The sequence below is a fragment of the Paracoccus sp. L-17 genome (assembly GCF_056857655.1).
Genome location: NZ_JBSXNM010000030.1, coordinates 125,266 through 143,322 on the forward strand (window position 1 = coordinate 125,266; position 18,057 = coordinate 143,322).

General features: G+C 66.3%; 19 protein-coding genes. 8 read left to right on the forward strand and 11 right to left on the reverse strand.

Annotated features, from left to right (window positions below; translation table 11 throughout):
- Nucleotides 1-69 precede the first annotated feature (69 nt).
- The 4 genes from AC13CR_RS05375 to AC13CR_RS05390 are packed head-to-tail and all read left to right on the forward strand — an operon-like array spanning nucleotide 70 to nucleotide 3,593.
- Nucleotides 70-651 (forward strand): NADPH-dependent FMN reductase, encoded by a 582-nt coding sequence (locus tag AC13CR_RS05375; RefSeq protein ID WP_292957639.1) that lies wholly within the window; start codon nucleotides 70-72, stop codon nucleotides 649-651.
- Nucleotides 651-1,853 (forward strand): MFS transporter, encoded by a 1,203-nt coding sequence (locus AC13CR_RS05380; RefSeq protein ID WP_292957636.1) that lies wholly within the window; start codon nucleotides 651-653, stop codon nucleotides 1,851-1,853. The genes AC13CR_RS05375 and AC13CR_RS05380 overlap by 1 nt, the downstream gene beginning before the upstream one ends.
- A 25-nt stretch (nucleotides 1,854-1,878) precedes the next feature.
- Nucleotides 1,879-2,823 carry an ABC transporter ATP-binding protein gene (locus tag AC13CR_RS05385; protein ID WP_292957633.1) on the forward strand — a complete coding sequence of 315 codons (945 nt, stop codon included), beginning with the start codon at nucleotides 1,879-1,881 and terminating at the stop codon, nucleotides 2,821-2,823.
- Nucleotides 2,820-3,593 (forward strand): ABC transporter permease, encoded by a 774-nt coding sequence (locus AC13CR_RS05390; protein WP_292957630.1) that lies wholly within the window; start codon nucleotides 2,820-2,822, stop codon nucleotides 3,591-3,593. The genes AC13CR_RS05385 and AC13CR_RS05390 overlap by 4 nt, the downstream gene beginning before the upstream one ends.
- 134 nt (nucleotides 3,594-3,727) lie before the next feature.
- On the opposite strand, the gene ettA is transcribed toward AC13CR_RS05390, so the two are convergent.
- The 5 genes from ettA to rimO all read right to left on the reverse strand — a co-directional run bounded on the left by ettA (nucleotide 3,728) and on the right by rimO (nucleotide 9,155).
- Entirely contained in the window at nucleotides 3,728-5,383 is a 1,656-nt protein-coding gene (ettA, locus tag AC13CR_RS05395; RefSeq protein WP_292957627.1) for an energy-dependent translational throttle protein EttA, read from the reverse strand.
- Nucleotides 5,384-5,440: 57 nt separating this feature from the next.
- Complete coding sequence (locus tag AC13CR_RS05400; RefSeq protein ID WP_292978230.1) at nucleotides 5,441-6,307, reverse strand: sulfotransferase family protein; 867 nt, start codon at nucleotides 6,305-6,307, stop codon at nucleotides 5,441-5,443.
- 253 nt (nucleotides 6,308-6,560) lie between these two features.
- Nucleotides 6,561-7,199 carry an MT-A70 family methyltransferase gene (locus AC13CR_RS05405; RefSeq protein WP_292957621.1) on the reverse strand — a complete coding sequence of 213 codons (639 nt, stop codon included), beginning with the start codon at nucleotides 7,197-7,199 and terminating at the stop codon, nucleotides 6,561-6,563.
- Entirely contained in the window at nucleotides 7,183-7,794 is a 612-nt protein-coding gene (locus tag AC13CR_RS05410) for a BglII/BstYI family type II restriction endonuclease (protein WP_292957618.1), read from the reverse strand. The genes AC13CR_RS05405 and AC13CR_RS05410 overlap by 17 nt, the downstream gene beginning before the upstream one ends.
- A complete protein-coding gene (gene rimO / locus AC13CR_RS05415; RefSeq protein ID WP_292978229.1) occupies nucleotides 7,791-9,155 on the reverse strand; it encodes a 30S ribosomal protein S12 methylthiotransferase RimO in 1,365 nt (454 codons plus the stop codon). Before rimO ends, AC13CR_RS05410 begins: the two co-directional genes overlap by 4 nt.
- Nucleotides 9,156-9,365: 210 nt before the next feature.
- Here rimO and AC13CR_RS05420 point away from each other — a divergent pair, with 210 nt between their 5' ends.
- Nucleotides 9,366-9,833 (forward strand): hypothetical protein, encoded by a 468-nt coding sequence (locus AC13CR_RS05420; RefSeq protein WP_292957612.1) that lies wholly within the window; start codon nucleotides 9,366-9,368, stop codon nucleotides 9,831-9,833.
- A gap of 48 nt (nucleotides 9,834-9,881) precedes the next feature.
- On the opposite strand, the gene AC13CR_RS05425 is transcribed toward AC13CR_RS05420, so the two are convergent.
- Nucleotides 9,882-10,091 carry a hypothetical protein gene (locus AC13CR_RS05425; RefSeq protein ID WP_292957609.1) on the reverse strand — a complete coding sequence of 70 codons (210 nt, stop codon included), beginning with the start codon at nucleotides 10,089-10,091 and terminating at the stop codon, nucleotides 9,882-9,884.
- A 189-nt stretch (nucleotides 10,092-10,280) separates the two neighbouring features.
- Here AC13CR_RS05425 and AC13CR_RS05430 point away from each other — a divergent pair, with 189 nt between their 5' ends.
- Complete coding sequence (locus AC13CR_RS05430; RefSeq protein ID WP_292957606.1) at nucleotides 10,281-10,913, forward strand: DsbA family protein; 633 nt, start codon at nucleotides 10,281-10,283, stop codon at nucleotides 10,911-10,913.
- A 63-nt stretch (nucleotides 10,914-10,976) separates the two neighbouring features.
- On the opposite strand, the gene AC13CR_RS05435 is transcribed toward AC13CR_RS05430, so the two are convergent.
- On the reverse strand, nucleotides 10,977-11,621 hold the full coding sequence (locus AC13CR_RS05435) for a ribonuclease T2 family protein (RefSeq protein WP_292957603.1): 645 nt from the start codon (nucleotides 11,619-11,621) through the stop codon (nucleotides 10,977-10,979).
- A 185-nt stretch (nucleotides 11,622-11,806) separates the two neighbouring features.
- On the opposite strand from AC13CR_RS05435, the gene AC13CR_RS05440 reads away from it, so the two are divergent.
- The gene (locus tag AC13CR_RS05440; RefSeq protein ID WP_292957601.1) at nucleotides 11,807-12,562 is read left to right on the forward strand and encodes a DUF1013 domain-containing protein; all 756 of its coding nucleotides are present in this window, start codon (nucleotides 11,807-11,809) and stop codon (nucleotides 12,560-12,562) included.
- 75 nt (nucleotides 12,563-12,637) lie between these two features.
- Here the strand turns inward: AC13CR_RS05440 and AC13CR_RS05445 are convergent, their stop codons facing one another.
- Together AC13CR_RS05445 and AC13CR_RS05450 are read right to left on the reverse strand one after the other, a co-directional pair.
- Nucleotides 12,638-12,892, reverse strand: coding sequence for a GlsB/YeaQ/YmgE family stress response membrane protein (locus tag AC13CR_RS05445; protein WP_292957598.1), 255 nt, complete (start codon nucleotides 12,890-12,892; stop codon nucleotides 12,638-12,640).
- A 104-nt stretch (nucleotides 12,893-12,996) separates the two neighbouring features.
- Nucleotides 12,997-14,469: an NAD-dependent succinate-semialdehyde dehydrogenase gene (locus tag AC13CR_RS05450; RefSeq protein ID WP_292957595.1), complete on the reverse strand. Its 1,473-nt coding sequence runs from the start codon at nucleotides 14,467-14,469 to the stop codon at nucleotides 12,997-12,999.
- Between the two features lie 193 nt (nucleotides 14,470-14,662).
- On the opposite strand from AC13CR_RS05450, the gene AC13CR_RS05455 reads away from it, so the two are divergent.
- Nucleotides 14,663-15,334, forward strand: coding sequence for a DUF1236 domain-containing protein (locus tag AC13CR_RS05455; RefSeq protein WP_292957592.1), 672 nt, complete (start codon nucleotides 14,663-14,665; stop codon nucleotides 15,332-15,334).
- 54 nt (nucleotides 15,335-15,388) lie between these two features.
- Here AC13CR_RS05455 and AC13CR_RS05460 read toward each other — a convergent pair whose 3' ends face one another.
- Nucleotides 15,389-16,381: a P1 family peptidase gene (locus tag AC13CR_RS05460; RefSeq protein WP_292957589.1), complete on the reverse strand. Its 993-nt coding sequence runs from the start codon at nucleotides 16,379-16,381 to the stop codon at nucleotides 15,389-15,391.
- Nucleotides 16,378-18,033 carry a thiamine pyrophosphate-binding protein gene (locus AC13CR_RS05465; RefSeq protein ID WP_292957967.1) on the reverse strand — a complete coding sequence of 552 codons (1,656 nt, stop codon included), beginning with the start codon at nucleotides 18,031-18,033 and terminating at the stop codon, nucleotides 16,378-16,380. The genes AC13CR_RS05460 and AC13CR_RS05465 overlap by 4 nt, the downstream gene beginning before the upstream one ends.
- Between the last annotated feature and the right edge of the window lie 24 nt (nucleotides 18,034-18,057).

The following is an 18,057-nucleotide window of genomic DNA, read 5'->3' on the forward strand; positions in this document are numbered from 1 at the left end:
TGTCCTTGTCCTCAACCAAGGTTCAGGCGCTAGGGTCGCATCCTGCAACGCAAATGGCAAGGAACAGGCATGGGACGACAGAAGATCATCGGCGTGATCCTGGGCTCGATCCGCGAGGGTCGGGTGAATGATCGCGTCGCGCGTTGGGTCACCGGCCAGCTTGAGCGGCACGGTTTTGCCACGCGGCTGATCGACCCGGCCGATCCCGGCCTGCTGCCGGTGCAGATCGGCGACAAGGCGGCGATCGGCAGCCTGCACCAGCGGATGCAGGGGCTGGACGGTTTCGTCATCGTCACGCCGGAATACAATCACGCCGAGCCGGGGCCGCTGAAGACGCTGATCGATTCCTCGGGGCCGGGCTGGTTCGCACGGCCCGTGGGGCTGATCAGCTATGGCGGCATGTCGGGCGGGCTGCGCGCGATCGAGGCGCTGCGCATCATCCTGGCCGAACTGCACACCGTGACCCTGCGCGATACGGTCAGTTTCGTCTCGCCCTGGCGGAGGATCGACGAAGCGGGGCGGATCGCCGACCCCGAGGACGCGGCGGCGGTCGAGGCGGCGATGGCCGTCTTCGCGCATCGGCTGGACTGGTGGGCCGACGCGCTGGCCGTGGCGCGCGAAGGACGACCCTATGATCCGGAGGAGGGGTGATGGACCGGCTTCTGAAGGACCCCCGCGCATGGGGGCTGATGATGGCCGCGATGCTGACCATCATGTCCAACGCCACGATCACCCCCTCGCTGCCGGGGCTCGAGGCGCGCTTTGCCGACGACCCCCGGGCCGCGACGCTGACCCGTCTGCTGATCACCGCGCCCTCGCTGCTGGTCGCCATCGTCGCGCCTTTCGCCGGCAGCCTTACCGACCGGCTGGGGCGGCGCAAGCCGCTGCTGGTGGGCATGGTGATCTATACCGTGGCGGGAACCGCAGGGCTGTATCTGGATTCGATCGAGGCCATTCTGGTCAGCCGCCTGGTGCTGGGCCTGGGGGTGGCGTCGATCATGACGTCGCAGGCCGCGCTGGTCGGCGATTATTTCGAAGGTCCGGCGCGTGGGCGGCTGATGGGCTATCAGATCGCCGCGACCAATCTGGGCGGACTGGTCTTTGTCAGCGTGGCGGGCGTGCTGGCCGCCCAGGACGCGCGCCTGCCCTTTGCGATCTACGGGCTGGCCGGGCTGCTGCTGCCGATCCTGTCGGCGATCCTGCCCGAGCCGGCGCGCGCGGCCGATGGCAGACCCGTCAGCGGACCGCATCTGACCGGGGCCGAGCCGGGCTGGCAGGGCGTGGTCGCGGTGATGGCGGGCGCGGCGATGCTGACCTTCGTGATCTTCTACGCGATCCCGACGCAACTGCCCTATCAGCTGAACGCGATGGGTCTGACCGATCCGACCAGCGCCGGGGCGGCGATGGGGGCGATGATGCTGGCCGCGGCCATAGCCTCGATCGTCTCGGGGCTGGTGCGGCCCCGGCTGGGGCGGATCGGGACGCCGGTGACGGGGTATCTGTTGCTGGCGACCGGATTTGCGGGGCTGACGGCCGAACATTCGCTGCCGGCCGAGATGATCTCGACCGGGCTGATCGGCGCGGGGCTGGGCTTTTGCATGCCGACCTTCATCACCACGGCGCTGAACGTGACGCCCGCGCGGCATCGCGGGCTGATCTCGGGGCTGATGACGGCGGCGATTTTTCTGGGTCAGTTCCTGTCGCCTCTGGCATCTCAGCCGCTGGTCGCCCATCTGGGCTATTCGGGCACGTTTCGCGTGGGCGCGATCGCCTTTGTCGCGCTGGCGGTGCTGCTGACCATCACGTTGCGGCGACAGGGCGGCGGTGCGGCCCGGCCGGTGCGGGCGAACTGACGGCCGAAGGACAAGGAAACGAGGGATGACGAATATCATCGAAATCGACGATCTGTCGAAGCAATACGGCAGCGGCACCACGGCGCTGCAAGGCGTCAGCATGGAGATTGCCGAGGGCGAGATCGTGGCCCTGCTGGGCCCGAACGGGGCAGGCAAGACGACGCTGATCTCGATCATCTGCGGGCTGGTCGTGCCTACGGGCGGCACCGTCCGCGTCGGCGGCCACGACATCCGCACCGATTGGCGCGCCGCGCGGCGGCTGATCGGGCTGGTCCCGCAGGAAATCGCGCTGGAGCCGTTCGAGACGGTCTGGAACACGGTGCGATTCACGCGCGGCCTGTATGGCGCGGGGCCCGACGATGCCTATCTGGAACAGGTGCTGCGGTCGCTGGCCCTGTGGGACAAGCGCGCCGCGATGACGCGCGAATTGTCGGGCGGGATGAAGCGGCGGGTGCTGATCGCCAAGGCGCTGTCGCATCAGCCCAGGGTGCTGTTTCTGGACGAACCGACGGCGGGGGTCGATGTGGCCCTGCGCCGCGAGATGTGGCAGGTCGTCGAAGGGCTGCGCCGCGACGGCGTGACCATCATCCTGACCACGCATTATCTGGAAGAGGCCGAGGAGATGGCCGACCGCATCGGTGTCATCAATCGGGGCGAATTGCTGCTGATGAAGCCCAAGGACGACCTGATGGGCGAGTTCGGCAGGAAATCCCTGACCATCGAACTGGATGCGCCGCTGACGGCGGTTCCGAAATCGGTCGCGGATCGCGGTCTGGTTCTGTCCGAAGACGGGCGCGCGATCCGCTATGATTACGACACGCGGGCCGAGCGCACGGGCATTGCGCGCCTGCTGGGCGATCTGGCCGGCGAGGGCGTGACGGTGCGCGATGTCTCGACCCGGCAATCCAGCCTTGAAGAGGTGTTCATGACGCTGGTCAACGAGGACAGGAAAGCGGAGGACGCGGCATGAGCCCGGCCGTCAACTGGCCCGGCATCTGGGCGATCTTCCATCACGAGATGATGCGATTCTTCCGCACCATCATGCAGTCGATGCTGTCGCCGGTGATCTCGACGACGCTGTATTTCGTGGTCTTCGGCGCGGCGATCGGCGGACGTATCCAGTCGGTCGAGGGCGTGCCCTACGGCGCCTTCATCGTGCCCGGCCTGATGATGCTGACGATTCTTCAGCAATCGGTCAGCAATGCCAGTTTCGGGATCTATTTCCCGAAATTCTCGGGCACGATCTACGAATATCTGGTCTCGCCCGTCGGCTGGATCGAGGTGACGGCGGGTTTTGTCGGCGCGGCCGCGGTCAAGGCGATGCTGATCGCGCTGGTGATCCTGGCGACCAGTTTCTTCTTCGTGGGCGTTCATATCCTGCATCCGTTCTGGATGATGGCCTTCCTGTTCCTGACCGCGCTTGGCTTTTCGTTGCTGGGCTTCATCATCGGGCTTTGGGCCCGGTCGTTCGAGCAGTTGCAACTGATCCCGCTGATGGTCATCACGCCCCTGGTGTTTTTGGGCGGCGCCTTCTATTCGGCCTCGATGCTGCCGCCCTTCTGGGAGGCGGTGGCCAAGCTGAATCCGGTTCTCTACCTGATCTCGGGCTTTCGCTGGGCCTTCTTCGGGCTGGCCGATGTGCCCGTCGGCGTGTCGCTGGTCGCGGTGGCGGTCATGGTGGTGATCTGCTTTGCCATCATCCGCTGGATCTTCGCGACCGGCTGGCGGCTGCGGGAATAGGCATCGGCGCGGTGGCGGGCCGCCCGACCACATGTCTGGCACAGCCACATCCGCGCCCGCCTGCGGTCGGGCGCGGCCGCGTTTTCTGAACCGGCATCCGGGCCCGCCGCCGGATTGGTGGCCAGCGTGGCGGGTTAGCGGGTGAACTTCTTGTATTTCACCCGCTTCGGCTCGATACTGTCCGGTCCCAGCCTGCGCACCTTGTCCTGTTCATAGGCCTCGAAATTGCCTTCGAACCATTCGACATGGGCATCGCCCTCGAAGGCCAGGATATGGGTGCAGAGGCGATCGAGGAAGAAGCGGTCGTGGCTGATGATCACCGCGCAGCCGGCAAAATCTTCCAACGCGGCTTCCAGCGCCTGAAGCGTCTCGACGTCCAGATCGTTGGTCGGTTCGTCCAGCAGCAGCACGTTGCCGCCCGATTTCAGCAGCTTGGCCATGTGGACGCGGTTGCGTTCCCCGCCCGACAGCTGGCCGACCTTCTTCTGCTGGTCGCCGCCCTTGAAGTTGAAGGCGCTGCAATAGGCGCGGCTGTTCATCTGCGCGTCGCCCAGAACGATCTGTTCGGCACCGCCGGAAATTTCCTCCCACACGGTCTTGCCGGCTTCCAGCGCGTCGCGGGACTGATCGACATAGGACAGGTGCACCGTGTCGCCATAGGTGATTTCGCCGTCATCGGGCTGTTCCTGCCCGGTCAGCATCCGGAACAGGGTCGATTTGCCGGCGCCGTTCGGGCCGATCACGCCGACGATGCCGCCGGGCGGAAGGCTGAAATCCAGCCCCTCGATCAAAAGCTTGTCGCCCATGGCCTTCTTGAGGCCGTCGACCTCGATCACCTTGTTGCCCAGGCGTTCGCCATTCGGGATGATGATCTGCGCGCGGGACAGTTTCTCGCGTTCGGACTGGCCGGCCATCTCGTTATAGGCGTTGATCCGGGCCTTCTGCTTGGCCTGACGGGCCTTGGCGCCGGCGCGAATCCATTCCAGTTCGCGTTCCAGAACCTTCTGCTTGGACTTGTCCTCGCGCGCTTCCTGTTCCAGCCGCTTGGCCTTCTGTTCCAGCCAGGCCGAGTAATTGCCCTCGTAGGGGATGCCGCGGCCGCGATCCAGTTCCAGGATCCAGCCGGTGATGTCGTCGAGGAAATAGCGGTCATGCGTCACGATCAGGATCGTGCCCTTGTATTCGATCAGGTGCTTTTGCAGCCAGGCAATGGTTTCCGCGTCCAGGTGGTTGGTCGGCTCGTCCAGAAGCAGCATGTCCGGTGCTTCCAGCAGCAGCTTGCATAACGCGACGCGGCGCCGTTCGCCGCCCGACAGGGTCTCGACATCGGCATCGTCGGGCGGGCAGCGCAAAGCCTCCATCGCGACGTCGATCTGGCTGTCCAGATCCCACAGGTCCTCGGCGTCGATCTGATCCTGCAACGCGGCCATTTCCTCGGCCGTCTCGTCGGAATAGTTCATCGCCAGTTCGTTGTAGCGATCCAGCTTCTGCTGCTTGGCCTTCACACCTTCCATGACATTGCCGCGCACGTTCAGCGCCGGGTCAAGCTGCGGCTCCTGCGGCAGATAGCCCACGGTCGCGCCCTTCGCGGCCCAGGCCTCGCCGGTGAAATCCTTGTCCAGACCGGCCATCACGCGCAGCAGAGTGGATTTGCCGGCGCCATTGACGCCGACCACGCCGATCTTGACGCCGGGCAGAAAGTTCAGGCGGATGTTCTCGAACACCTTCTTGCCGCCGGCATAGGTCTTGGACACGCCGTCCATGTGATACACGAACTGATAGGACGCCATCGGAATCTCCTGAAGGTTTTGCAGGCTATGTAGGCCAAAGCGCGGGCGGCGAAAAGGTCAGCGCAGCCGGTCGACGAAATCGGAGCCCATCTCGCGGGCGAGAAAGTCGATCTGCGGAGCCAGCCTTTCGGTCAGCGCCTCGACCGTCTCGGGCGGGGGTTGCAGGCCCGCGGGATTGGCAAAGACCTTCTGGCGCAGGTTCATGTAGGGGAAGGGGCCGATGCCCAGATAATCCTCGATCTCGTCCATCAGCAGGTCGGGCTCGCGCGCGATGCGGCCGAAGGGGATCACCATCATCTGCGGAAACCGCGCCCGCCAGCGCGGCAGATAGGTCGCGTAATCGCCGCGATCGAGCAGCACGGGGTTGTCCAGCTCGGCCCGCCAGTCTGAATTGGTCGCGGGCACGCGCCTTTCGCGCCGGAGATTCATCCGAAGCTGCGAGATGGCGCGGTCGACCGGGTGACGGATCAGGTAGACGATCTTGGCCTTCTTCAGAAAGCCCGCCACGAAATCCACGCCGTCTTCGGGCAGGGTCGAATATTCGGGCGTGAAATCCATCGGCACGGCATGGGCGGGGGCGGGAAAGAAGACGCGCTTGTACCATTGGTTGTGAAACATCCGGCCAGCCGTCAGCCCGTCCAGATAGGCATCCAGTTCCGGTGGCACCGGCACGTCGCGTCTGGCATGGCGGTCGCGGATCTCGGCCGGCTTGTTGCGATAGTGCCAGCCGATCCAGCGGCGGTGTCCGGGGATGAAGCGGTGGTTGAAATACTGCACCTCCTTGAAGGGCGGGATCCAGACCTGCGGATGCTGGCCCAGCATCTGCGCCAGCCAGCTTGTCCCCGCCTTCTGCGCACCGATGCACAGGGCGCCGGGCTTGCGCGGGGCGCCGTCGGGGTCGAAAGCCGGGCTGATGGTGATCATCGTCTGAATCAAGGGCATCCCCCGCAAAACGGCGTCATCGGTCTTCTGGGCCGCCTGCGCAGGATAGGACGCCGAACCGGCACGTCAAACCGGTGATCGGCAGCCGGATGATGCGGGTCGGTGCGCGCGCGCGGTGCGTCCCGCGCCACGGGGGTGGCAAAGCCACGTCCGGCTGGCGCCGCCACAGGGACGGCGGATCGAAGCGCTGGATCCCGAAGATGCCGACTGGCCAGAAGACAGTTCCCAAAAGCCCCTATTCGCGCAGCTTCACGACGTTGCTTTGCGAATGGTTGGCATAGGTCGGCCAGTCGGGTTCGTATTGCTGGGCCTGGTTTCCCCAGACATTCCAGCCCTCGCGCGGACCGCGTGCGAACATTTCCAGCCGGGGGCCCCAGCTGCACGCCTCGATCAGACCGTATTGTTCGTCGGGCTTGCGGCTGTGCTCGCGCTTCTGGGTGACGAGGATATTTTCCTGCGACCGGCCCGCCGCCAATGTCCGCACATCCTTGCCGCGCACCCCGAACAGCAGGATTTCGGTCACGTTGCGGAAATAGAAGCCGACCCCGCGACGGTCCGGGCCGCCATCCTTGCGGATCTTGTACCAGATCAGGTTGCTTTTGTATCTGAAGCCCCATTGATCCATGACCCGAAGCCCTTCGGGCAGCAGCGCGTTCGGAACCCACAGATACAGGTGCGCGCGCGCGGCTGCGATGGCCTCGACCGGCAGATCGCAGATGTCGTCCAGCGTCATGGTCGGATAGCGCGACAGCCTTTTGTGTTCTGGCGCCATCTTGCCGGTGCGGTTCTGGAACTGCCAGGGCGGATCGGCGAGGATGGTGCCGAAACGCGTGGATCCGGCTGCCGCCAGAAGATCGTCACTCGCGCTGTTCATCGCCTCGCCCTTCTACATATAGTGCTTCGGTGATCCCGAATACCAATAGCGGACAACCGGCCCCGCCGCCACCTTCAATCCGCGGCAGAAGCTTGGACATATGCGTCGTCGATTCGCCATAGGACGATCCTCGTCCCAAAGTCCTGAAGATTCGTTGCAGCGCGTCGGATCGGGTGACGATCACGCCCACGCTCAGCGCGCGCAGATCGAAGAGCAGCCTGAAATTGTTCAGATCACGGTCATAGAACGGATCCTTGTTGTTCCATTCGATTTCCAGGCCGATGCCGTTCTTGAAGCAGTCCACCTTGTGCGTGGGGCTTTCGGTCAGCGAATCGTCCACGACGATGCCGGTCCGGAACTGGCGTTCGGACCATCCGCGCCGCGCCAGCGCGCCGTCGATGAAGGCCGAGACGCGCGACTTGTTGCCGCCGCCGACTTCGATCCATTCGCGTCGCAGCCGGAACGCGGTCAGGACATCGACGATATCGCGCCATTCGTCGGGGAAATCATGGGCCAGGATCGCGCTGGCATGGCGCCATTCATGGACCTCGTAGTGATCGCTGATGAAGGCGGGCAGCCGGTTGCGCAGGCTCACATGTGACCCCACAGGTCGTATTCGCCGGCCTCGTCCACGGTCACGGTGACGATATCGCCGGGCGACAGCGCCTCGAACCCCTGGTCGATGAACAGGTTGCCGTCGATTTCGGGCGCATCGGCTTTGGTGCGGCAGGTGGCGCCATCGGCGTCCACCTGATCCACGATCACCTGGACCCGCTGTCCGATCTTGGCGGCGAGCTTTGCCTCGCTGATGGCCTGCGCCTTCTGCATGAACCGCTCGAACCTGTCCTGCTTGATTTCGGGGGCGACATGATCGGGCAGATCGTTTGCCCGCGCGCCCTTGACGTTCTCGTATTGAAAGCAGCCGACGCGATCCAGTCGCGCCTCGTCCAGCCAGTCCAGCAGGGTCTGGAATTCGGTCTCGGTCTCGCCGGGATAGCCGACGATGAAGGTGGATCGCAGGGTGATCTGGGGGCAGATCGCGCGCCAGGCCGCGACCTCGTCCAGCGTCTTCGCCGCCGCCGCCGGCCGGGCCATGCGGCGCAGCACGTCAGGATGCGCGTGCTGGAAGGGAATGTCCAGATAGGGCAGCACCCGTCCTTCGGCCATCAGCGGGATCAGGTCGCGCACATGCGGATAGGGATAGACATAATGCAGCCGCACCCATGCCCCCAGCGAGCCAAGGTCGCGGGCCAGATCGGTGATATGGGCGCGGTGGCCGCGTTCCTCGGCATGGCGGCGGTCAAGGCCGTAGGCGCTGGTGTCCTGGCTGATGACCAGAAGCTCGCGGACCCCGGCCTCGACCAGCCTTTCGGCCTCGCGGATCACCGCATGGGCCGGGCGGCTGACCAGGCGGCCGCGCATGTCGGGGATGATGCAGAACTTGCACTTATGGTTACAGCCCTCTGAGATCTTGAGATAACTGTAATGGCGCGGCGTCAGGCTGACGCCGCTGGCGGGCAGCAGGTCGATGAACGGATCGGGCGCGGGCGGGACCGCGTCATGGACCGCATCCAGGACCTGTTCGTATTGATGCGGTCCGGTCACGGCCAGGACGCGGGGATGCGCGCCGGTGATATAGTCGGGCTCCGCCCCCAGGCAGCCGGTGACGATCACCCGGCCGTTTTCGGCCAGCGCCTCGCCGATCGCATCCAGCGATTCCGCCTTGGCGCTGTCCAGAAAGCCGCAGGTGTTGACGACCACCGCATCCGCGCCCGCGTAATCCGCGCTGATCGCGTAACCCTCGGCGCGCAGGCGCGTCAGGATGCGTTCGCTGTCCACCAGCGCCTTGGGGCAACCCAGGCTGACCATGCCGATGGTCGGCTGACCGTCGCGCCGCTGTTCGGGGATGCGGGCGCGGGCAAGGTCGGGGCGAAGATCGGGCGGGTTCTGCTGCATGGGCCGCAGATAAGCGATTCCGCCCGGTCAGGGAAGGGCCGCGCACAAGACCTGACGATTGCGTGACAGGAGCGACTGACGGCTTTCGCGCCGGCTTGCTTCCGCCGATACTGTTGCCATGACCACGACCATGGCCCGGCTGATGCTTGCCCTTGTCCTTGTCGCGCCGCCGCCGGCCGGCCCCCGGCTGCCGGCGCCCGAGCGCGGTCGATGAAGGCGGCCCGGATCGCGCTGCTGGTCGCGCTGGCCCTGGCGCCGCTGCCGGCGGCGGCCGAGATGCGCGTGACCGATGGCTATCTGGATATCTGGAACGACAAGGGCGGCAATGTCCTGCAGATGGTCCGGCGGCGGGCCGAACTGGCGCGGTCAAGCCGTCCGATCCGCATCCGGGGCGTTTGCGATTCGGCCTGCACGATTCTGACTACGCTGCCCAATGCCTGTCTGGGCCCGAAACTGACGATCGGCTTTCACGCGCCGCGCATCCCCGGCACCACGATCATCCCGCCGCTGGTCGATCAGATCATGGGTGAATATTACCGCAACGGGATCCGCCGGGAATGGTTCGGCGGCTGGAACCGGTCCTTGTCGATCAACCGGATCAGCGCGCGCGAATACGTCCGCCTCGATCCGCAGGCGAAGATCTGCAAAAGGTCGAAACGGCCGGGCCGCAAGAAATGAACCCGCATCCCGCCCGTCGCGGCACGGAGTTGCGGGCCGCGGGCCCGATTACGACGTCACCTGCTTGCGATCCGAGCAGGTGGCTTTCCGCGCCGGCGCGATCGGTTGGGGCCGGGTTTCGCCCTGGGCGTCGCCGGTCTGCGGCGTGGCCTGTGTCTGCGGCGCGGGGATCACGGGAACGGGTGTCGGCGTCTCTTGCGCGACAGCAGGCAGGGCCAGCAGCGCGGCAATGGCGGCGGAAACGGTCAGACGGGGCATGGCGGTTCCTGTCCAGTTGGGATGTATCCGGACAGAATGCGGCCGAATCACCCATTTTCCAAAGGAAACCCGCCGGCATCGGCGGCAGATCGCATGTCCGACCCCACCGAAACGTGACTGTTCCCGCATCCGACGGCCTTCTATCCCTGTCCGGGTGCGACATCCGATGACGACCCGAAAGGAACGCCCATGCCGACCCGCCGCCATTTGCTGACCGCCTGTGCCGCGCTCGGTGCCGCCGCGCTGCCGGCCTTCGCGCAGGACCGGCCCAACCCGATGCCCGAGGAACTGCGCAAGGCGCTGGAACGCTCGCCCAATGCTCCGGTTCTGGGCAATCCGCAGGGCGATGTCACGCTGACCGAGTTCTTCGACTACAATTGTCCCTTCTGCCGGAAGATGGTCGGCACGGTGCAGAGGCTGATCCTGTCCGATCCGCAGCTTCGCGTCGTCTATCGCGAATGGCCGGTCTTCGGGCCCGGCAGCGAATTTGCGGCCCGCGCCTCGCTGGCCTCGCTGAGCCAGGGAAAATACTGGCAGTTCCATGAGGCGCTGATGAAATTGAAGGTGCGCGCGGCCGAACCGACGGTGATGCGCGTCGCCCGTGAGGTCGGACTGGATGAGGCGCAATTGCGCCGCGAGATGGACGCCAAGCGTGTCAGTGACCACATCGCCCTGTCCTTCCAGCTTGCCGATCATATGGGCCTGATGGGGACGCCCGCCTTCGTCGCCGGAGACGAGGCCGTCTTCGGCGCGATGAGCCTGAAGGAAATGCGTGATATGGTCGCCCGAGCCCGCAAGACGCTGGGCACCTCGGCGGGCTGAAGGGATCTTCGACGGCGCTTTCGGTTCGGTGGCCGCATCCCGGGGCCGGGCGGGGCCGTCGGTTCAGCGCACCTTTTCCATCAGGACCGAACGCCGCGAACAATCGCGCCGCGCATCGGGCGCGCAGTCGCGTGGCTGAAGATCGCGGGTCAGGCAGATGCGGACCTCCTGCAGGGCCTCGGACCGGCAGGTGACGGTGATGCCGTCGCGGGTCAGCGCCGGATTGGCCTCGATGAAGGCATCCTCGATGACCGAGGGCGGCAGCGTGATGTCGCGGGACAGGCCGTCGAACACACCGGGGATGCGCGCGCGCGTCGCCGCCTCGCGGGTGGCCGCGAAGTAGCCGGCCGCCGACAGCCCCGAACAGCGGCCATGTTTCTTCCACTGATACCAGGCCAGTCCGCCCGAGCCCATCAGATCCGCCATCGCCTGACTGTCCCGCCGCGACGGGTCGCGATCGTCCGAGGCGCAATCCTGCGGCCAGCCGCGTTCATATTGCGGCCAGAGCCCATGGACGATGAAATCGGTCTTGCCGCCGGCGTCGCATTGCCCGGCATCGCGGGAATCCCCCGTCGCACGGCACCAGGAGGGCGACCAGCCAAGCGACAGGACGTAATAATCGAACCGGCCGGCGCGGTCCTGGGCGGCGGCCGGCACTGCAAGGCTTGCCCAAAGCATCGCGGCAAGAAGGGCGGACAGGCGTTTCATGGTCCAAGTCTAGCCCGCCAAATGCCGCCGCGCACCGAGATTCGTGCGATTCCCCTTTTCCCGTGCCGACGAAATCGCTATATCCACCCGCAATTCCCCCCGAAAACGAGGAATGGCACCCGCCGAAAGCCGTTTTCCCGGCTGATGAAGGCCATCCTCGGGGCCGAGATGCGAAGGAGAAAGACATGAACAAGCCGCTGATGGCCAAGGCTACCGCCGTCTGGCTGGTTGACAACACCACGCTGAGTTTCAAGCAGATCGGCGATTTCTGCGGTCTGCACGAGTTGGAAGTGCAGGGCATCGCCGATGGCGACGTGGCTGCCGGCGTGAAGGGCTATGATCCGGTGGCCTCGCACCAGCTTGAGCCGGCCGAGATCAAGAAGGGCGAGGCCGATCCCGCCTATTCGCTGAAACTGAAATACAATCCTGCCGCCGAGGGCGAGGAAAAGCGTCGCGGGCCGCGCTACACGCCGCTGTCCAAGCGTCAGGACCGCCCCGCCGCGATCCTGTGGCTGGTGAAATTTCATCCCGAACTGGCCGATTCCCAGGTCGCCAAGCTGGTCGGCACGACCAAGCCCACGATCAACTCGATCCGCGACCGGACGCATTGGAACATCTCCAACATCCAGCCGATCGACCCGGTCGCGCTGGGCCTGTGCCGCCAGACCGAACTGGATGCCGCTGTCCAGAAGGCGGCCAAGAAACGCGCCGCCGACGGCGAGGTGATGACCGATGACGAACGGCGCAAGCTGGTCAGCACCGAAACCTCGCTGGCGATGAGCGGGGAGGAACCGCGCCTGCCCACCGCCATCGCCGGGCTGGAGAATTTCTCGCTGTCCAGGGACGAGGACGAAGAGGAAAAGCCGCAGCGCGAGGTGGATGCGGACAGTTTCTTCAACCTGCCCGACAGCGGCGACGATGAGGATGAGGACGACCGCTAGGCCGACCGTCTGCACAAGGGAAAGCCGGCGCGGAGAAACCCGCGCCGGCGTTTTCATGGTCCGTGACCGTGGCCGTCAGGTCTTGCTGCGGACCAGCCTGCCCAGCCATATCAGGATGCAGGCACCGATGACCGCGACCACAAGCTGTCCGATGACGCCGCCGGCTGTGCCGCCCAGCAGCGCGCGGAACAGCCAGTTCCCGACCAGCGCGCCCAGAATGCCCAGGATGATGTTCACGACCAGGCTGTGATCGCTTTTCATGATCTTTTCCGCGATCCAGCCTGCAATCGCGCCGAGAATGATGGACAGAATCCAGCCGAAACCTTCCATGACGAGCCTTCCCTGATTGATGCCAAGGCACCGCTTCCGCGGCGCCGTTCGCCGACAAAATGCGCGGCGGAAGCCAATCGTTCCGCCACGCCGCAAATCCGCCGTCAGATCGACAGGCAGATATATTTCATCTCCAGATAATCATCGATGCCGTGGTGGCTGCCCTCGCGGCCCAGGCCCGACTGCTTGACGCCGCCGAAGGGCGCCACTTCGGTCGAGATGATCCCGGTGTTCACGCCGACGATGCCGTATTCCAGCGCCTCCTGAACCCGGGTGATCCGGCCCACGTCGCGGGCATAGAAATAGGACGCCAGTCCGAAGATGGTCGCGTTGGCCTTGTCCACGACCTCGTCTTCGGTCTCGAACAGGAACAGCGGCGCCAGCGGGCCGAAGGTTTCCTCGGTCGCGACCTTCATGCCATCGTTGACGCCGGTCACCACGGTCGGCTGGAAGAACAGGCCGTCGATCCGCTTGCCGCCGGTCACGACATCGCCGCCGCCATCCAGCACGTCCTTGATATGTTCTTCGACCTTCTCCACCGCGTCCTCGTTGATCAGCGGCCCGGTGGTGGTGCCGTCTTCCAGCCCGTCGCCGACGCGCAGCTTGTCCACGGCGGCGGCCAGCTTCTTGGCGAATGCGTCATAGACACCCGCCTGCACATAGATCCGGTTGGCGCAAACGCAGGTCTGGCCGTTATTGCGGAATTTCGACGCCATCGCGCCCTCGACCGCGGCGTCCAGATCGGCATCGTCAAAGACGATGAAGGGCGCGTTGCCGCCCAGTTCCATGCTGCATTTCATCACCTGATCGGCGGCCTGGCGCAGCAGGATGCGGCCGACCTCGGTCGAGCCGGTGAAGGTCAGCTTGCGGACCTTGGGGTTCTCGCAGAATTCCTTGCCGACCTCCGATGACCGCGACGAGGTGACGACCGACAGGATGCCCTTGGGCAGGCCCGCGCGCTCGCCCAACACCGCCATCGCCAGCGCGGAAAGCGGCGTCTCGGCGGCGGGACGGGCGACGAAGCCACAGCCGACCGCCAGCGCCGGTCCCGCCTTGCGCGCGATCATCGCATTGGGGAAATTCCACGGCGTGATGCTGCCCACGACGCCGACCGGCTGGCGGATCACGGTCAGGCGCTTGTCGGGCTGGTGGCCCGGGATGGTCTCGCCATAGACGCGCTTGGCCTCTTCGCCGAACCATTCGATGAAGCTGGCGCCATAGGCGATCTCTCCCTTGGCCTCGGCCAGGGGCTTGCCCATCTCGGCGGTCAGGATGCGGCCCAGGTCGTCCTGGTTTTCCATCATCAGGTCGAACCACTTGCGCATCACCTGCGCGCGTTCCTTGGCCGTCTTCGCGGCCCAGCCCTTCATCGCCTGGGCGGCGGCGTCGATGGCGCGGGCAACCTCGGACCGGGTCAGATCGGCGACCTTCGCGATCACGTCGCCGCGGGCGGGATTGACCACATCGAAGGTGGCACCGTCATCGGCATCGACCCATTCGCCGGCAACGAAGGCGCGCGTTTCCAGCAGCGACGGGTCGCGCAGCAGGGTTTTCAGATCGGTGGAATGCTTGGTCATCGGCTTCGGCCTCCTTGGCGATTTGGCGATAGATGATCACGCTGCCCCAGCCTTGTCAAAGTGGGCGGGTTCCCGCCGCGGCGGCAATAAAAAGTGATGTCCTGTTGATGGCGGCGCAGGAACGTCCTTGCGGCGGGCGGGGTTGGATCGCCAATGATCCGCAAGCCCGGATCGGCAAACAAGGAGACGAACGATGCGCAAGCTGTTCATGACCACCACCGCCGCCGCGATCGCACTGGCGGGCGCGGCCCAGGCCCAGACCATGGCCACGGCCGGCACCGATCTGAACGTTCGTTCGGGTCCCGGCGTGCAGAACGAGGTGATCGGCTCGATCAAGTCGGGCGCCGAAGTCACCGTAAGCGGCTGTATCGAAAGCGCCAATTGGTGCGAGGTCGTCGCCGGCGATCTCAGCGGCTGGTCCTATGGCGATTACCTGACCGTCAAGGCCGGCGACAAGATCGAGCCGCTGTATCCCAACCGCCAGCAGATCGGCGTCACGGTGATCGAGGCCCCGGCGGCGGACAAGGCCGGCGCCGGCCAGAACGCCGCCGTGGGCGGCGTGACGGGGGCGGCGATGGGTGCCCTGGTCGCGGGACCGATCGGCGCGGTCGCGGGCGCGGCGCTTGGCGGAACCTCGGGCGCTGCCGCGACCGAGGAACCTGACGCGCAAGTTACGACCTACGTGACCCAGAACACCGTCGATCCGGTCTATCTGGAGGGCGAGGTCGTGCCCGGTGCCGGCATTCCCGAAGACGTGACCCTGTATGATATCCCGGAATATCCGGCTTATCGCTATGCCCAGATCAATGGGCAGACGGTTCTGGTGAACCCGAACGACCGCCAGATCGTTTACATCTATCGCTGAGTTTTTCCCTCTTGGCGATCTCTGGGGGCGGTGCGCTTGTCGCACCGCCCTTTCTCATGCGCCGAAACGCACCGACCAGCAGGGTTGCAGATCGCCTGGCGCGGGTTCGGCCGCGTGGATTGCGCGCGCCACCGCACGGGCCAGGGTGCAGGACGCGGCATGGCCCAGCCCGAAGACCTGCGCCACCGGGTCCGCGACCCGCCGCGCCCCGGTCGAGACGGCGAAGACCAAATCGCCATCCATCGGCGTATGACTGGGAACCAGCGCGCGGGCCAGCCCGTCATGCGCGGCGATGGCCAGCCGTTGCAGCGCCGCCTTGTCCAGGGCGGCATCGGTGGCGACGATGGCGAGGGTCGTGGCCTCGCCCTGACGTTTCATCGGCTGCGGCTCTTGCGCGGCCGGGAAGCTGCGCGGCAGGCCGCCGCGCCCGAATTCACCCTCCAGTTCCCACGGCGCGGCCCAGAAATGCGGGCCTTCGCCGATGGTCGCCGAGCCTATCGCATTGACCACGACCAGCGCCCCCATGGTCAGGCCGTTCTCCAGCACCGCCGAGGCCGAGCCCAGCCCGCCCTTCAGCCGTCCCGTCATCGCCCCTGTTCCCGCGCCCGCGCTGCCGATGCCGAAATCGGGCGCGGCGGCCTGCCAGGCGGCACGGCCGAGCGCGGGATAGGGATTTTCGGTCCAGTCCTTGTCGCCGCCATTCAGCAGATCGAAGACGATTGCACCCGGCACGATGGGCACCCGTGCCGCGCCGACCGCAAAGCCGCGCCCCGCGGCGCGCAGCGCCTGCATCACCCCGTCGCAGGCGGCCAGCCCGAAGGCCGAGCCGCCCGACAGGACCAGCGCATCCACCGCGGTGACCAGCTTGTCGGGCGCCAGAAGATCGGTTTCGCGGCTGCCCGGCGCGCCGCCCATGACCTGCACCGCCGCGGTGAAGGGCGCATCGCCCGTCAGCACCGTGACCCCGGATTTCAGCCGCGCCTCGGCCGCGTTCCCGACCCGCAGACCGGCCACGTCCGAAATCAGGTTTCGCGGGCCGGACCTCATCGCGCGCCGCGTGCCGCATCGCGGATCTGGCTCAGCGTCGCACCCGTCGTCAGCGCCTCGGGATCCAGCCGCAGCTCGATCACCGCCAGCGTGCCGGCATCGCGGGCGCGGGCGAAGGCATCGGCGAATTCCCCGTCTTCGCGCACGATCTCGCCATGGCCGCCATAGGCGCGGGCAAGGGCCGCGAAATCGGGGCTGAACAGCGCCGTGCCCGAGACGCGGCCGGGATAGTGACGCTCCTGATGCATCCGGATGGTGCCGTATTGGCCGTTATTGGCGACGATCACGATGATAGGGGCTCCGTACTGCGCCGCCGTCGAAAGCTCGGTCACCGTCATTTGCAGGCAGCCGTCGCCGGCAAGGCAGATCGCCAGCCGATCGGGGTGGGCCAGCTTGGCCGCGATCGCGGCGGGCAGTCCATAGCCCATGCTGCCCGAGGTCGGCGCAAGCTGGGTTCCGTATCGTTTCCAGCGGAAATACCGGTGCAGGAAGGCGGCGTAATTGCCCGCGCCATTGGTCAGGATCGCGTCTTCGGGCAGATGCCGGGAGAGCCAGCCAACGACATGTTCCATCTTCACCGCGCCGGGCGTCTCATGGGGGCGCTGCCATGCCTCGTAGCGCGCGCGCAGATCGGCGCGCCAATCGGCCCAGTCCCGGTCCGGGGCGGGCAGGGCGGCCAGCGCCGCGACGACCTCGCGCGGATCGGCGACCAGCCCGGGATCGGGTTGCCACAGGCGGCCCATCTCGTTCTCGTCGGGATGGACATGAATCACCCGCGCCCGCGGTCTGACCGGATCCATCAGCCTGTATCCCGCCGTCAGCGTGTCGCCCAGACGCGCGCCCAGCGACAGGATCACGTCGGTCTCGTCCAGGGCCCGCCCCAGTTCGGGGTTCATGCCCACGCCCAGATCGCCCACGTAATGCGGCAACCGGTTGTCGATCCGGTCCTGCCGCCGGAAGGGCACCGCGACCGGCAGATCCCAGTTGCGGGCCAGACGCGCCAGATCATCGGCCGCCTGCTGCGACCATTGCGAGCCGCCGGCGACGACCAGCGGCCGCCGCGCCCCGGCCAGCGCATCGGCCAGGGCCGCGACGGCGTGCGGCGCCACATCGGGCAGCGGCCGCGCGGCGGCCGGCAGGTCGGGGATGTCGGCGCGATCCGACAGCATGTCCTCGGGCAGCGCCAGGACCACCGGGCCGGGGCGTCCCGACATGGCCACCGCAAAGGCGCGGCGGACGTATTCCGCGATCCGATTGGTGGCGTCGATCTGCGCCACCCATTTCGCCAGCGGGCCGAACATGGCGCGGAAATCCACCTCCTGAAAGGCATCGCGGTCGGTATCGCCGCGCGCGATCTGGCCCACGAACAGGATCATTGGCGTCGAATCCTGGCGCGCGACATGCACACCCGCGCTGGCATTGGTGGCGCCCGGCCCCCGCGTCACGAAGGCCACGCCGGGCCGGCCGCTCAGCTTGCCGGCCGCCTCGGCCATCATCGCGGCGCCGCCCTCGTGCCGGCAGACGATATTTTGGATGCCGCTGTCATGCAGCCCGTCAAGGGCCGCCAGGAAGCTTTCGCCGGGAACCGAAAAGACCCGCTCGACCCGATTGGCCTTCAGCGCCTGAACCAGTATCGTCCCGCCATGCCGCATCGCCGTTCCTCCATCCGCCATCAC